Here is a 14,710-nt window from a genome sequence, read left to right on the forward strand (position 1 = left end):
TCTAAGTGTGTATATGGGCCATTTAATGAGTGTAATGACTATGCGATTACCGTGTCTGATTCGATCTGTACTGCTCCACGCGCTGCTGCTTTGCGGTCTCTCACCATTGCTTCATGCCGAGGAGTTACCATCGCCAGAAACTGTGCGTTATAGCTCGCCGCAATGGCCAGCTAATCTGCAGGCCGATATTTATCGCCCCAATAGTTCAGCGTTAGCGCCAACGGTCATGGTGATTCACGGCGGTGGCTGGAGTAGTGGTGCGCGTGACGATGGCTATGTAAAAGAAATTTGCGAACACTTACAGGCTGCGGGCTATGCCGCTGTCTCAGTGTCGTATCGACTAGCACCTGAATGGCGCTTTCCTGCGCAGTTAGATGACATGAGTGAGGCGGTGCGCTGGCTAGCCACGCAGGGTGCTGAGCATGGTCTTGATACGTCGAGTATTGCCGTATGGGGATATTCGGCGGGCGCACACTTGGCTTCGTTATTGGCTATGCAGCCACAGGCATTGCCGATAGCAGCTGTCATTGCTGGCGGTATACCAGCCGACCTGCGCGAATGGCCGAACTCAAATATGGTGAAAGACTTGCTCGGCAAGTCGCGTGATGAGGCACCTGAGCTCTGGGCTGTAGCTTCGCCAGTGACGCAAGTGAGCGCGCAGACTCCACCGTATTTTCTCTATCATGGCCGCCTAGATACGATGGTGAGCTATCAGCAGGCTAAACAAATGCAGGCAGCGCTAGCGCGCGCTGATGTGCCAGTCACACTCTATACACGCTGGTTTTATGGCCACTTTTTTGCAGCACTTTTCACCGGTGGTAGCAGCGCTGCGGCAACTAATTTTCTCGCCTCATACTTGGCGCCTGCCTCGATACCTGCGCATGTCGTCGGGAGTGATATGTGATGGGTGTGATTAACGTAGTGGCCACGCTAGTTATTGCTGCTAGTGCCTTATTGAGCACTCCTGCATCGGCAGTAGAAACGAAGTCTTATTATGGCTATGCCACCGATTTGAAGACAGGCGATTACCTTTATACCGAGGTGCATAATCACCAATACGATGGCGATCGTTGGCTGTCTGGCACGATGAAGTTTTACGCCCCCGATGGCCGTTTCATGGGCGATAAAACCCTAGATTTCAGCAAGGATGCCTATATCCCGCTAGTAACGTTCACGCTTGGAGGCGGCCGCTACCAAGACTCCATCACCGCGATCAGCGACAAGTCGATCACGGTGAAAACTAAGCGTGATAAAGACATAGAAACCGAGACGATTGCCCGTCAAAAAAACCTAGCGGCCGACTCTGGTTTCAACGGCTTGCTCGTCGATAATCTAGACAAGTTTAAGGCGGGAAAGTCTATTGACCTAAGCTTGATAGTGATTGGTCGCCGCGACTTTTATCGCTTTAAGGCCGTGCCCAAAGGTCAGTTAGATTTCGCTGGAGAGAAGGCCATTCGTATAAGCATTCAGCCCGACTCGCTGCTGCGCTTTGTGGTTGATCCTCTCAATGTCATTTACGGTTTAGAGAGTAAGTCCTTGCTGCGTTATGAAGGCATCTCAAACATTCTTGATCGTGCTACCGGCAAGCCCTTCAATGTGCGCATCGATTATCGCGTCAAACCCGATAAAGCACCGGCAAAGCTGCCTGGACTCTAATACGTAAAAGACGAAATTGGCGGCTACCGATGGTGTTTGATCATCGCTTCTGGGTAGTGATAAATCTCAACACATAATCTGCCACCATTCGTGGGTTTTCAGCTTGCAGAAAATGCCCTACGCCAGGCAGCAAATGGCTTTGTGAGTTTCCAACTAGATCTTTCGCGAGCCGCTCATGAAAGCCACTGTGCATGCATCCATCATCGCGGCCGGCTAGCAAAAGCAGCGGCTGGCGGATGGGCTTACTCATCAATGCGTAGACTTGGCGAGTGCTGGCCCGCCACGGTGTAAATAGCGAACGATAATAGCGAGTGGCGGCCCAGGCGATGTCGGGCTGGCTCAGTGTCGCGCGTGCTTCCGCGATGTCATCTGGCGTGAATAACCAACTTGGTGACCAACGCTGCCAGGTTTTTTCTACCCAAGCGGCATGGTCTGCACTGACCCATCGCCACGATTGTGCAGATTGCAGATGCGCCATATAGGACGATAGCTTGAGCTGTTTTGGCAGGCTGGGTAGGGCGTGAGTGCTTCTAAGCAGCGGATAAAAGGCCGGAATGGCTAACAAGCTGATGCTTTGCCATAACGGCTGGTCTGCTTGTGTGGCGTGTAGTGCCGCGATTTGCGCTAAAACCGCGCCCCAATCATGACCAACTAAATGCGCTTGCGGCTGGCCAAGCTCATTGCACCATGCCGCTAAGTCTTCAGCGCAAGAGATTAAATCATAGGCCGCATCGCGCTTTGCGCTGTCTTCGGTATAACCACGCAGCCACGGCATCAGAACCTGATATCCCGCGTCAACAAGTTGCTCGGCAACGCCATACCAACTGTGCGGCGTGTCGGGAAAACCATGCACAAGCATAACTAAGGGCGCTGTTGGTGAGCCCCAGTGTTCGGCGCGCAGCAAAAGGCTGCCGCGTTGCATAAAGCGGGTGTTTTTCATTGCGAGTCATCTCCAGAAGCGTGTTCACGTAATAGTGTGAGCATGGCCAGCGCCGCTCGTGAGAGCGCGCGTTTGGGGTGATAAACCACGCCAAGCTCTCGAGCCAGTGCGACTTTTTTCACAGGAATTGCCACCACGTCGGCATCACATAAATTAGTCGGCAATACGCTCCAGCCTAGCCCAACTGAAGTCATCATCTTTAGCGTTTCAAGATAATTAGTTTCTAAGCTGACCTGCAATTGCAGCCCCTCACGCGCCAACATGGCTTCGGTTATTTGCCGCGTGAAGGTGTTGCTGGCGGGTAAAATAGCCTCATATAAAGCCAAGTCTGCTGCCGCAATGCTGCCCTTGCGAGCGGCTTTGATAGCAAGCGGATGCGTCGGTGCTGCGACTACACTTAAAGGGTCTGGCCAAATAACTTCGTTATGCAGACGAGGATCTGGCGTTGGCGGCAGAGTGACGATGCCCAACTCAAGATCGCCGCTGCGCACCGCTTCATAAGCCTGCTCAGAGTCAATAAAGCGAATATCGAGCCGGACTTTGGGGTGTGCGCGGCTAAATGCGCGCAAGGTCGGCGGCAGGCGGTGGAGGCCAATATGATGACTGGTGCCTAGCAGCAAAGTGCCGCTCAAGGATTCTTGTGCGGTGGCGGCGACATCGCGCGCTTGCCGATGCATATCGTCTAGCTCGTGCAGCCAGTCGCGTGCTCGTGGCAGCAGGGCATGGCCAGTTTCGGTCAGGCTGATGTGCCGGCCAACCCGATCAAACAGCGGCGCGTCGAGATGCGCCTCGAGCTGGCTGATGCGTTTGCTCACTGCCGGCTGCGTGATATGCAGAGCATCGGCAGCTTGTGAAAATGAGGCATAGCGCGCGACTTCGACAAAAGCGCGCCATAAAGAGCTATCCATTCGCATTCCATTTGGTAATGGCTTGTATGAAAACTATAAATTGGATTTATCACATGCGCTAGCCTATTCTTGCAGGCCTAAAAGCAGTAAAGACACTGAAACGCGCCCAGCAAAGCTATAAAAGCTCATGCAGCGCAGACAAGGAGGCAATCATGGCCGGCAAAACTTTATACGATAAATTGTGGGAAGACCACGAAGTGACGCGCCGCGATGACGGCTCGAGCTTAATTTATATCGATCGTCATCTCTTGCATGAGGTCACTTCGCCGCAAGCGTTTGAAGGTTTGAAGTTAGCTGGCCGCAAGCCTTGGCGTTTGGATGCCAACGTGGCAACGCCTGACCATAATGTGCCGACTGAAAGTGTCGAGCGTGCTGGCGGCGTGGCGGCGATTGCCGATGTTACCTCGCGCATTCAAGTGCAAACGCTAAATGACAACTGCAATGATTTCGGCGTTGTCGAATTCACCATTAATGACATTCGCCAAGGCATTGTGCACGTGGTGGGGCCAGAGCAGGGCTTAACTTTGCCGGGCATGACCGTGGTCTGCGGCGATTCGCATACGGCAACTCACGGCGCATTTGCCTGCTTGGCGCATGGCATTGGTACCTCAGAAGTTGAGCATGTCTTAGCGACTCAATGCTTGATTCAGAAGAAAAGCAAAAACATGTTGGTACGTGTCGATGGCGTGCTTGGCGCTGGCGTGACACCGAAAGATGTGGTGTTGGCCATTATCGCGAAAATTGGCACGGCGGGCGGCAATGGCCATGCCATCGAATTTGGCGGCCAAGTTTTCCGCGACATGAGCATGGAAGGCCGCATGACCGTGTGCAATATGGCGATTGAGGCCGGTGCACGCGTAGGCATGGTTGCCGCCGATGATAAAACCATTGCCTATTTTGAAGGTCGCCCGTATGCACCAACTGGTGAGCAATGGGCTGGTGCGGTGGCTTATTGGCAGACTTTGCACTCCGACAATGATGCTGTTTTTGACACCACAGTCATCATCGATGGCAGCACCATTGCGCCACAAGTGAGCTGGGGCACTAGCCCTGAAATGGTCGTGCCGATTACCGCCAATGTGCCAACACCCGCCGATGCCCGTGACGCCGTGCAGCGCAGCTCGTTTGAACGCGCTTACGAATACATGGGCTTAACGGCTGGTCAGGCAATCACCGACATTTATTTAGATCGCGTGTTTATTGGTTCTTGCACTAACTCGCGCATCGAAGATTTGCGCGCCGCCGCAGTAGTAGCAAAAGGCCGCAAAGTCGCTAGCAGCATCAAGCAAGCCTTAGTGGTGCCGGGTTCTGGTTTGGTTAAGCAGCAAGCCGAAAGTGAAGGTCTGCACACGATTTTCATTGAAGCTGGTTTTGAGTGGCGCGAGCCCGGCTGCTCAATGTGCTTGGCGATGAATGCCGACAAACTCGGCTCGGGCGAGCATTGCGCTTCGACCTCGAACCGCAACTTTGAAGGTCGCCAAGGCAATGGCGGGCGCACGCATTTGGTCAGCCCCGCAATGGCGGCAGCGGCAGCGATTGCCGGCCATTTTGTCGATGTCCGTTCGTTCTAATCGACCACGAGTTTAGGAGTTAGCAGCATGCAAAAATTTACGACTATGACTGGCTTGGTTGCACCGCTAGATCGTGCCAATGTCGATACCGACCAGATTATTCCAAAGCAATTTTTGAAGTCGATTAAGCGCACCGGCTTTGGTGTCAACTTATTCGATGAGTGGCGTTATTTAGACGAAGGCTATCCTGGTCAAGACAATAGTGTACGGCCATTAAACACCGAGTTTGTGTTGAATCAGGCACGCTACCAAGGTGCGCAAGTGCTGTTGGCGCGGCAAAACTTTGGTTGCGGCAGCTCGCGTGAACACGCGCCTTGGGCCTTAGATGAGTACGGTTTTCGCACCGTAATTTCATCGAGCTTTGCCGATATCTTCTTCAATAACTGCTTCAAAAACGGCTTATTGCCCGTGGTGTTAAGCGAAGCCGAACTTGACCAGCTATTTACAGAATGCGAAGCCAGCGAAGGCTATGCCTTGACTATCGATTTAGCCGCCCAAGAAGTGCGCACGCCCAGCGGTGCGGCCTTTAGTTTTGAGGTCGATGCTTTCCGTAAACACTGCTTGATCAACGGCCTCGATGATATTGGCCTGACCTTGCAAGATGCCGATGCTATTAGCGCCTTCGAAGTCAAAGCACGCGCCGCACGCCCATGGGTTTTCAACGCGCTCGCGCGCTGATATTAAGCACAACTTTTAGAACAGTTTTTAGGAAAATAAGCATGAGTCAACACATTGTTTTACTCGCCGGCGATGGCATCGGCCCTGAGATCGTCGCTGAAGCCGAAAAAGTATTAACACAGGTCAATGAGCAGTTTTCATTAGGCCTAAGCTGGAACCATGAGCTATTAGGTGGCGCCGCCATCGATGCTCACGGCGTACCGCTGCCTGATGTCACCTTAGATGCCGCGCGTAAAGCCGATGCGATCTTGCTCGGTGCCGTTGGCGGCCCAAAATGGGATGCGATTGAGCGCTCCATTCGCCCTGAGCGCGGCCTGCTGAAAATTCGTGCTGAGCTGAATTTGTTCGCTAATTTGCGCCCAGCATTGCTGTATCCGCAGTTAGCTGCTGCCTCATCGCTGAAGCCAGAAATCGTCTCAGGTCTAGATCTGCTGATCGTGCGTGAGTTGACTGGCGGTATTTATTTCGGCCAGCCACGAGGCATTCGCATCCTAGAAAATGGTGAGCGCCAAGGCTTCAATACCGACATCTACAGCGAGTCAGAAATTCGTCGCATTGCGCATGTGGCTTTCCAGCTTGCGCAAAAGCGCAATAAACGCGTGCTCTCAGTCGACAAAGCCAACGTCTTGGAAGTCACTGAATTGTGGAAGCAGGTGGTCACTGAGGTCTCGGCCGAGTATCCTGACGTCGCCTTGTCGCATATGTATGTCGATAACGCCGCCATGCAGCTAGTGCGCGCGCCAAAACAGTTCGATGTCATCGTCACCGGTAACTTGTTCGGCGATATTCTCTCTGACCAAGCCGCCATGCTCACCGGTTCGATTGGCATGCTGCCATCGGCCTCGCTAGATCAGCAGAAGAAGGGCATGTATGAGCCTTGCCACGGTTCGGCACCAGACATTGCCGGCCAAGGCATTGCCAATCCTTTAGCGACTATTTTGTCGGTGGCAATGATGCTGCGTTATAGCTTGAATGCACCGCTGGCCGCTGAAGCTATCGAAGCCGCCGTTGGTCGCGTGCTCGATCAAGGTCTGCGTACTGCCGACATTTTCAGCGAAGGCACTACGCGAGTTGGCACCAAAGCCATGGGCGATGCCGTTGTTGCCGCGCTTGCTGGCTAAGGCTCGAGACCCAGTACAGACATTTTAAGCGTCATTCTCGATGAGTTTGGCGCCACTTAATTTGATGAGATGGAGACGAAAATGAAAGTAGGTTTAGTCGGTTGGCGTGGCATGGTGGGTTCAGTACTGATGCAACGCATGAGCACTGAAAAAGATTTCGATCACATCGATCCCGTGTATTTCACCACATCAAGCCCAGGCAGCATCGCGCCGCATTTTGGCGATAAAGATGCCGGTGTATTGCAAGACGCACACAGCATCGACGCGCTTAAAGCCATGGACACCATCATTAGCTGCCAAGGCGGTGACTACACCAGCGAAATTTTCCCTAAACTGCGCGAAGCTGGCTGGGATGGTTACTGGATCGACGCCGCCTCCACATTACGCATGGAAGACGATGCCGTCATCGTGCTCGATCCCGTCAATGACGATTTGATCGACGCTGCACTCGATAAAGGCGTGAAAAACTTTATCGGCGGCAACTGCACCAACTCTATCTTGCTGATGGGTGTTGGCGGTTTGTTCAAAGCCGGTTTGGTTGATTGGGTCACGTCGATGACTTACCAAGCAGCCTCGGGTGGTGGTGCCAATCATATGCGCGAATTATTGCGCGGTATGGGCGTGATTCACGATGCCGTTAGCGAAGAGCTAGACACGCCATCGTCGGCAATTTTGGCCATCGATCGCAAAGTCTCCAACACCATTCGCAACGATGTGCCGCGCGAATTTTTCGGCGCGCCATTGGCCGGTGGTTTGATTCCGTGGATCGATAAACAACTCGACAACGGTCAAACCAAAGAAGAGTGGAAGGGCCAGGCTGAGGTCAACAAAATTCTTGGTACTAGCGCCACAGTGCCCGTTGATGGCCTCTGCGTGCGCATCGGTGCCATGCGCTGCCATAGCTTAGCGCTCACGCTGAAGCTGAAAAAAGATCTGCCATTGGAAGAAATCGAGCAAATCATCCGAGCCGGTAACGACTGGGTGAAATGGGTGCCGAATGACCGCGACGAGACTGTTGCTGAACTGACGCCAGCGGCTATTACCGGCACGTTGCAAATAGGTGTTGGCCGTGTTCGCAAGCTCAATATGGGCCCTGAGTATGTCTCGGCCTTTGTCATTGGTGACCAATTATTGTGGGGCGCTGCTGAACCATTGCGTCGCATGCTGCGCATCTTACTCGCGCGTCAAGGAGCTTAAAATAGATGGCCGCTATCACGCAGTCAGTGGGTTTGTTTGGGGTGACAGGCGAGGTTGGGCGCGCATTTTTTGATGGTCTCGAGGCGCAACCAGCGTTTGTTGGGCGCTTGCGTTTGTTCGCCAGTGCCGCTTCCGGCGAGGAAACCCGTGTCTATCGTGATCGGCCCATCGCCATCGAGGTGGTCGAGGAGTTAGCGGCCGACCGCTTCGATGATTTGAGCGAAGCCATTTTGGCCGTGCCTGCTGATGTTGCCGACGAGTTAGCCGCGCAGCTTTTGCAGGCCGGCGTTCGCGTTTGGGATGTCACCGGGCATTTGCGTGCTCACCCACGCGCCGTGCCCTTGTCACAAGCTACTGGTGCTGACCTGTTGATCGTCTGCGATGATCCATTAGTCGCGCTGTGTCAGCCAGTGCTCGATGCATTAGCTGAGCAAGCACCGCTCACAGAGTTGGCCATTACAGCACTGTCATCGGTGTCGTTGCGCGGTAAAGCTGGCGTGAAAGAGTTAGCAGCCCAAACCGGCAACCTACTCAACGGACGTGGCATTGAGCCTACAGTCTGGACACAACAAATTGCCTTTAACGTACTTTTAGCTGATGGCCAACGCGATAGCTCAGGCCGTACTGCTCGCGAACGCCGCATCGAAAAATCATTTAGCACCTACGCGCCAGTGATTAGCGTCGAGCAAGTCGTTATGCCGCTGTTTTTCGGCGCTATGGTGCAGCTGCGCTGGCATACAGAAACAGCCATTACCGCAGATATAGATAAGTTACTGAGCACGCTACCGCATACGCAAGTGACAGCGGCTCAGGCCAGCGAATTACCAAGCCCAGTGTCCGATGGTGCTGATCATGATGGCGTTAGCATTGCCCGTGTGCAGGTCAGTGATAATCGCGGTTCGTTATGGATAATTGCCGACCCAATTCGCGCTGGGCTGGTACGCCCCGTGCTTAACGTCTTGATGAATTTAGGATAAAGCGGCATTATCGCGACAAGAAGAATACGTTCGCCAAGGAGACACCCCATGCGCCACGGCCTGCAATACGCCGCCTTTGTGGCCCTAGGCCTGATGTTGACGACGCCTGCATTGGCTGTCTCCGTCGGTGAAATACGCCCACAATCACGTGTTGGTGAACCATTGGCAGTGCAAATTGCCATCATCGATAGCGAAGGTTTTACTGACGATAGCATTCTAGTTACGCCAGCAACCGCAGCTGATCACGCACTTCTGGGCATGCAACGCCCAATTTGGCTCGACCAAATGGTGTTTACCACTGTGCGTGATGCCAAGGGTCAGCTACAGGTGCGTGGTAAAGCTTCAGCATTGGCTCCCAATAGCGAGCAAAACTTCTTAGTGCAACTCAGTTGGCCTGGCCATGTGCGCTTGCAGCAAGTCAGCGTTAGCTTGCCCGCTGCGGGTAGTGCCTTGCCAGCAAACGACAGTGTTGCAGAGTCGGCAGGGCCAGCGGCATTACCGACAACTGAAGCTACTGTCGTTATCCCTGTTCGGCCTAGAGCTGTCGAAAAGTCCACCGCAGTGCCGGTGGTCGAGAGCCCAGTGCAAGCTCGTAGTGGTCAGCTCTTAGTCCGCCACGGCGATACATTGAGTCAAATTGCCAGTGAATGGGATCAGGATTTAAGTCTGAATCAACGCCAAAAAATCATTCGTGAGCGTAACCCGCAGGCCTTTATCAGCGGCAATATAAACCTTATCCGTGCCGGTGCTAGCCTTAGCTTACCGGATACTAAAACTATCGAAATTCCAACTGAGCGCGCTGCCAATCGTTGGTATCAAAAAGCTTTAAAGCAGGCCGAAGGCTTACTTGAGCCGACACTGAAGAAGCCAGTGGTTGCTGCTGCAGGCGCTGAAAATGGTGACGCAAGCGCTGATGCTAATCTGACACTGGTCTCACCAGGAAAAGATAGTGGTGGCGCTAGTGGTGCGGCCGAAAACTCAGGTAGTGACGCCGCTGCTAGCGCTTTAGCCGATGCTGAGACTGAGCGCACGAGTCTGCTCGACAAACGCCTGCAATTAAGCAATCGACTAGCTGCTTTAAATGAAGAAAATGCCGATGCTGATAAGCGTTTGCAGGTATTGGATGAGCGCTTAGCTGCTATGGAGCGCGGTGAGCCAGTGGCAGATGATGCGGCCGACGCTGTCAGCGATGAATCATCGGAACATGACAATAACTGGCTGTGGTGGCTAGCCGCTGGCATCTTTTGGCTGCTGCTTTTTGTGGTGTTGCTGCGCCAACGTGCTCAAAACAAAGAAGCTGCAAGCGCAGCAGAGTCAGCTCCAGAAAGCTCGAAAGAGGATGCCGTCGAAGCTGCTACCGAAGATCGCACCGAACCCACATTCGACGATACCTTCGCGAATTTGACAGCGGGCTCATCCTCATTAGGTAGCTATGATGATGAACCCGCTGGCGACGATGATGCCGAAGATGAGGGTGAGTACGACTTCCTCAACGACAGTGAATCCGAAGCGTTCCAAACCCGTCTCGATTTAGCTCAAGCCTATTTGGATATGAACGAGGTTGATGCTGCACGTCAATTGCTCGATCGTGTTGTTGAAGGTGGCACTAGCGAGCAGCGTGCGCGCGCTAAAGCACTTATTGATGAGCTAGGCTAAGCGCGAATTTGATGACTCAGCGCTATGCTATCGGCATCGAGTTCGATGGCCGTTTTTATCGTGGCTGGCAAACTCAGCAAGTCGGCGTTGCTAGTGTTCAAGCTACGCTAGAGGCGGCGCTCAGCAAGGTCGCCAATCATCCTGTCATTGTTCATGGTGCCGGCCGCACCGATGCCGGCGTGCATGCTTCTGGCATGATCGCCCATTTCAATAGCCCATCGATTCGTACCGAGCGTAACTGGCTAATGGGCGTCAATACCTGCCTGCCCGAGAGTATTACTCTACGCTGGCTAACGCCGATTCGTGATGATTTTCATGCGCGCTTTCAAGCCACAGCGCGACGCTATCACTACATTATTTATAACCATCCGCGCCGCTCCAGCCATTTAACCGGGCGAGCAACTTGGCATTACCATGCGCTCAACGCAGAGCGCATGCACGAGGCCGCTCAGCACTTGGTCGGTGTCCATGATTTCAGCGCTTACCGTGCAGTCGCTTGCCAATCCAATCGGCCGGTACGCGATGTTCATTTCATTAATATTGAGCGGCGCGGGCCATTGATTCGTTTGGATATTCAGGCCGATGGTTTTTTGCATCATATGGTGCGCAATATCGTGGGCGTGTTACTCGCGATAGGGCAGGGGGATGCCGAGCCTGTCTGGGCGGCTGAGGTGCTTGCCAGTGGCGATCGCAGTGCTGGTGGCATTACGGCAGCACCAGATGGCTTGTACTTTGTCGATGCGCACTATCCTGATGCATTGCCGCGTGAGACTTTGGGCCCAAGCTGGCTGTCGGCTTGGCCGATTGCTTAGGCTGTTAAGCTGCTTGAAAAGTGTCATAAAATTGGCGTAGCACTTGGCAGCAAGCTCATTTGCGAGTTTACTGCGCAACATATAAAAATAATATGATCATTGGAGAACGTCTGTGCAGAAATTATTTCAAGCCACATGTTTGGCGATAGCTACTTTAGGCTTGAGTGCAACTGCGCAAGCATTCACTGTTGAAAATATGTCGGCGTGGTCGGCTGCCAAGCAGCCATTACGCATGGATATTGAGCTGGGTGATTTGGCCATTACCAATGCCAATGAAGTTCAGGTACGTGTTGCCAGTGAGGCCGAACACGCTCGTCTTGGCCTGACCCGCCCAAGCTGGGGCGATAACGTTCGCTTCCAAATGATTACGCTGCCCAATTTTCATGTCGTAGCACGAGCCACTACTGCCGATGCCTTCCCCGATGAGCGCGTGTCGTTTGTCGTGAACATTAGTACAGCTGGCGAAGGCCGCTTACAGCAAGTGGGCTCGGCTTTAGGCCTGCAACCCATTGCTGCGAAAAACCCGCCACCTGAGCGTCCAGTAATTAAAATTACGCCTGAGAAGAAGCCGGTTGAGGTAGTTGATTCAAAGCCCGCTGCCTCTAATGCAGTTAAGCCGGTATCTATTCAGTCGCAGGCTAAGCCCTATAATCCAACGGTTGAGTCTGTAGCTCCAGTAGCTAAAGCGGAAGCCAGTAAACCTGCTGCAGAAGCGCCGGCACCAAGCAAGAAGCCAGCTGCTAAGCCAGTCACACCAGTTGCCAAGAAGCCTGCTGAGGTCGCCGCAGCTCCTGCTGTTGCCGCCAAGCCAGTCCAGACAGCTCAATCAAGTGCCCCGACAAGTTCGCAAGACCGTGCCACTCTTGAGCAAGGGCTGAAGGCAGCGAAAGCGCAAGTGGCCGATTTAGAGGCGCAAATTGCTGCATTCGATAGCGCTGCCGCCAAAGGTGCGGCGACTAAAGAAGCTGCTGCCGCAAACGTAACTGCTGATGTGGACTCTGCAGCAACAGATGGCGCAGTGGTAGCTTCTACAGATGACATGTTCATCGTTGAAAGTGATGCAGCTACTGAGAATGAGGTTGATGCTGAAACAGCAAATGCTCAGGCAGTAGCAGCGGCTACAGTTGTCAGTGATGAGACACTGGTAGCTCCGGTGACCTCTACACTGAAGCCGTATCAGTGGTTTGCCCGTATCATGGTCCTCTTTGTTTTGCTGATTTTACTGGTTTTCTTCCTTATCGATAAAATACGTAATCGTCGCTAATTACGCGGCTCAGGCCGTGCCACTAGGCACGGCCTTTGCTACACTCGCAGGCTGATTTGGCCAAGGGTGTCAGCACAGTGTCATTGCCTATTCACGCAAGAACGCGCGTTAAAATCTGCGGTATCACCCGCAAGGAAGATGCACTTCATGCTATTACAGCTGGTGCAGATGCTTTGGGCTTTGTGTTTTATGAGCCTAGCCCACGTGCCGTGAGTGCAGCTCAGGCCGCCGCCATCATTGCTAGCTTGCCGCCGTTTGTGAGCACCGTTGGGCTCTTTGTCGATGCTCCTGCCCAGCAAGTGCACGCTACGCTAGCGACCGCACCATTAAGCCTGCTGCAATTTCATGGCGATGAGACCGAAGCCTACTGCCAGCAATTTCAACGTCCTTATATCAAAGCGTTACGTGTGCAGTCCGGCGATGATGTTGCCGCTCGTATGCGTGAATATCCATCTGCGGCAGCGATTTTGCTCGATGCATGGCACCCAAATCAGCCCGGTGGCACGGGCTTATGTTTTGACTGGCAGCAAGTTCCTAAAGAGATGTCTACGCGTGTGGTGTTGGCAGGCGGCTTAAGCGCGTCTAATGTAGCCGATGCCATTCGCGCAGTCAGGCCTTATGCCGTAGATGTTAGCGGTGGCGTTGAATCAGCTAAAGGCATTAAAAGTGCCGAAAAATTAATCGCCTTTATGGCAGGAGTTCAAGCAGCATGAGTGCACCGCAGTCCATTGATTTTTCTAAATTTCCCGATGCTCGCGGTCATTTTGGCATCCACGGTGGTCGTTTCGCCTCAGAAACACTAATGGCCGCACTTGATGAACTCGATCAGCTTTATGCGCGCCTAAAAAATGATCCTGATTTTCTTGCAGAGTTTGATCACGATTTAGCGCATTACGTTGGCCGTCCATCGCCGCTGTATCACGCAGAGCGCTGGAGTCGTGAGCTCGGTGGCGCACAGATTTATCTTAAGCGTGAAGATTTAAATCACACTGGCGCACACAAAATTAACAACACCATTGGCCAGGCTTTGCTGGCCAAGATTTCGGGCAAAACCCGTGTGATTGCTGAGACGGGCGCAGGCCAACATGGTGTTGCTACGGCGACCATTGCTGCGCGTTTAGGCATGGAGTGCGTGGTCTATATGGGCTCCGAAGATGTTAAGCGCCAGTCGCCAAATGTCTATCGTATGAAGCTCTTGGGTGCGACGGTAGTGCCGGTGACTTCTGGCTCGAAAACACTGAAAGATGCCTTGAACGAGGCCATGCGTGACTGGGTAACCAACGTCGAAAACACTTTTTACATCATTGGTACTGTGGCCGGCCCACACCCATACCCAATGATGGTGCGCGACTTCCAGTCAGTCATTGGTCGTGAAGCGCGGCGTCAGTGCTTAGAGCAGACTGGCAAGCTGCCCGACGCGTTGGTTGCTTGCGTTGGCGGTGGCTCTAATGCCATTGGCTTGTTCCATCCTTTTTTAGCCGATGAGTCAGTGAAAATATTCGGCGTGGAAGCAGCAGGGCACGGCATTAATGCTGGCGATGGCCAACATTCGGCACCATTAAATGCCGGCCGCCCAGGCGTATTGCACGGCAACCGCACCTACCTAATGAGCGACAAAGACGGTCAAGTCATCGAAACACATTCAATTTCTGCTGGTTTGGATTATCCCGGTGTCGGCCCAGAGCATAGCTGGTTAAAAGACATTGGCCGTGCCGACTACGTCACCATTAATGACACTGAAGCGCTTGCGGGCTTTCATCGTTTAACACGTACTGAAGGCATCATTCCTGCGCTTGAGTCCAGCCATGCTTTGGCCTATGTCGAAAAGCTGGCACCAACCATGAGCCCAGAGCAAATCATCATTGTGAATTTATCTGGCCGTGGCGACAAAGACTTGATGACTGTCGCCAATCTTGACCAAGAGGGTTAA

Annotated in this window: 14 protein-coding genes; 12 read left to right on the top strand and 2 right to left on the bottom strand. The window is 53.2% G+C overall.

The genetic code is table 11. The features are described from left to right. Positions 1–34: 34 nt before the first annotated feature. The gene (locus ACFQ0F_RS03075; protein ID WP_379069039.1) at positions 35–904 is read left to right on the top strand and encodes an alpha/beta hydrolase fold domain-containing protein; all 870 of its coding nucleotides are present in this window, start codon (positions 35–37) and stop codon (positions 902–904) included. Further along, entirely contained in the window at positions 904–1,656 is a 753-nt protein-coding gene (locus ACFQ0F_RS03080) for a hypothetical protein (RefSeq protein WP_379069042.1), read from the top strand. Before ACFQ0F_RS03075 ends, ACFQ0F_RS03080 begins: the two co-directional genes overlap by 1 nt. Positions 1,657–1,696: 40 nt before the next feature. On the opposite strand, the gene ACFQ0F_RS03085 is transcribed toward ACFQ0F_RS03080, so the two are convergent. Both ACFQ0F_RS03085 and ACFQ0F_RS03090 read right to left on the bottom strand, forming a co-directional pair. Continuing rightward, positions 1,697–2,596 (bottom strand): alpha/beta fold hydrolase, encoded by a 900-nt coding sequence (locus tag ACFQ0F_RS03085; RefSeq protein WP_379069045.1) that lies wholly within the window; start codon positions 2,594–2,596, stop codon positions 1,697–1,699. Continuing rightward, positions 2,593–3,504, bottom strand: a complete 912-nt coding sequence (locus ACFQ0F_RS03090) for a LysR family transcriptional regulator (RefSeq protein WP_379069048.1) — start codon at positions 3,502–3,504, stop codon at positions 2,593–2,595. The genes ACFQ0F_RS03085 and ACFQ0F_RS03090 overlap by 4 nt, the downstream gene beginning before the upstream one ends. A 152-nt stretch (positions 3,505–3,656) precedes the next feature. Between ACFQ0F_RS03090 and leuC the strand changes: the two genes are divergently transcribed. The 10 genes from leuC (at position 3,657) to trpB (ending at position 14,710) form a co-directional block, all read left to right on the top strand. Then, positions 3,657–5,075, top strand: coding sequence for a 3-isopropylmalate dehydratase large subunit (leuC, locus tag ACFQ0F_RS03095; RefSeq protein WP_379069051.1), 1,419 nt, complete (start codon positions 3,657–3,659; stop codon positions 5,073–5,075). A gap of 27 nt (positions 5,076–5,102) precedes the next feature. After that, positions 5,103–5,753: a 3-isopropylmalate dehydratase small subunit gene (leuD, locus tag ACFQ0F_RS03100; protein ID WP_340674940.1), complete on the top strand. Its 651-nt coding sequence runs from the start codon at positions 5,103–5,105 to the stop codon at positions 5,751–5,753. Positions 5,754–5,794: 41 nt separating this feature from the next. Next, complete coding sequence (gene leuB / locus ACFQ0F_RS03105) at positions 5,795–6,874, top strand: 3-isopropylmalate dehydrogenase (RefSeq protein WP_379069055.1); 1,080 nt, start codon at positions 5,795–5,797, stop codon at positions 6,872–6,874. Positions 6,875–6,955: 81 nt separating this feature from the next. Next, positions 6,956–8,071 (top strand): aspartate-semialdehyde dehydrogenase, encoded by a 1,116-nt coding sequence (gene asd, locus ACFQ0F_RS03110; RefSeq protein ID WP_340674942.1) that lies wholly within the window; start codon positions 6,956–6,958, stop codon positions 8,069–8,071. A 5-nt stretch (positions 8,072–8,076) separates the two neighbouring features. Next, entirely contained in the window at positions 8,077–9,048 is a 972-nt protein-coding gene (locus tag ACFQ0F_RS03115) for an Asd/ArgC dimerization domain-containing protein (protein WP_379069058.1), read from the top strand. A gap of 48 nt (positions 9,049–9,096) precedes the next feature. Then, the gene (locus ACFQ0F_RS03120) at positions 9,097–10,704 is read left to right on the top strand and encodes a FimV/HubP family polar landmark protein (RefSeq protein ID WP_379069061.1); all 1,608 of its coding nucleotides are present in this window, start codon (positions 9,097–9,099) and stop codon (positions 10,702–10,704) included. 11 nt (positions 10,705–10,715) lie between these two features. Then, positions 10,716–11,516 carry a tRNA pseudouridine(38-40) synthase TruA gene (gene truA, locus ACFQ0F_RS03125; protein WP_379069064.1) on the top strand — a complete coding sequence of 267 codons (801 nt, stop codon included), beginning with the start codon at positions 10,716–10,718 and terminating at the stop codon, positions 11,514–11,516. A gap of 112 nt (positions 11,517–11,628) precedes the next feature. Further along, positions 11,629–12,780, top strand: coding sequence for a FimV/HubP-related protein (locus ACFQ0F_RS03130; RefSeq protein ID WP_379069067.1), 1,152 nt, complete (start codon positions 11,629–11,631; stop codon positions 12,778–12,780). 77 nt (positions 12,781–12,857) lie between these two features. After that, positions 12,858–13,493 carry a phosphoribosylanthranilate isomerase gene (locus ACFQ0F_RS03135; protein WP_379072079.1) on the top strand — a complete coding sequence of 212 codons (636 nt, stop codon included), beginning with the start codon at positions 12,858–12,860 and terminating at the stop codon, positions 13,491–13,493. Beyond that, positions 13,490–14,710 (top strand): tryptophan synthase subunit beta, encoded by a 1,221-nt coding sequence (trpB, locus tag ACFQ0F_RS03140; protein ID WP_340674947.1) that lies wholly within the window; start codon positions 13,490–13,492, stop codon positions 14,708–14,710. The genes ACFQ0F_RS03135 and trpB overlap by 4 nt, the downstream gene beginning before the upstream one ends.

Source organism: Paraperlucidibaca wandonensis (assembly GCF_042677145.1).
Lineage (GTDB): Bacteria > Pseudomonadota > Gammaproteobacteria > Pseudomonadales > Moraxellaceae > Perlucidibaca > Perlucidibaca wandonensis.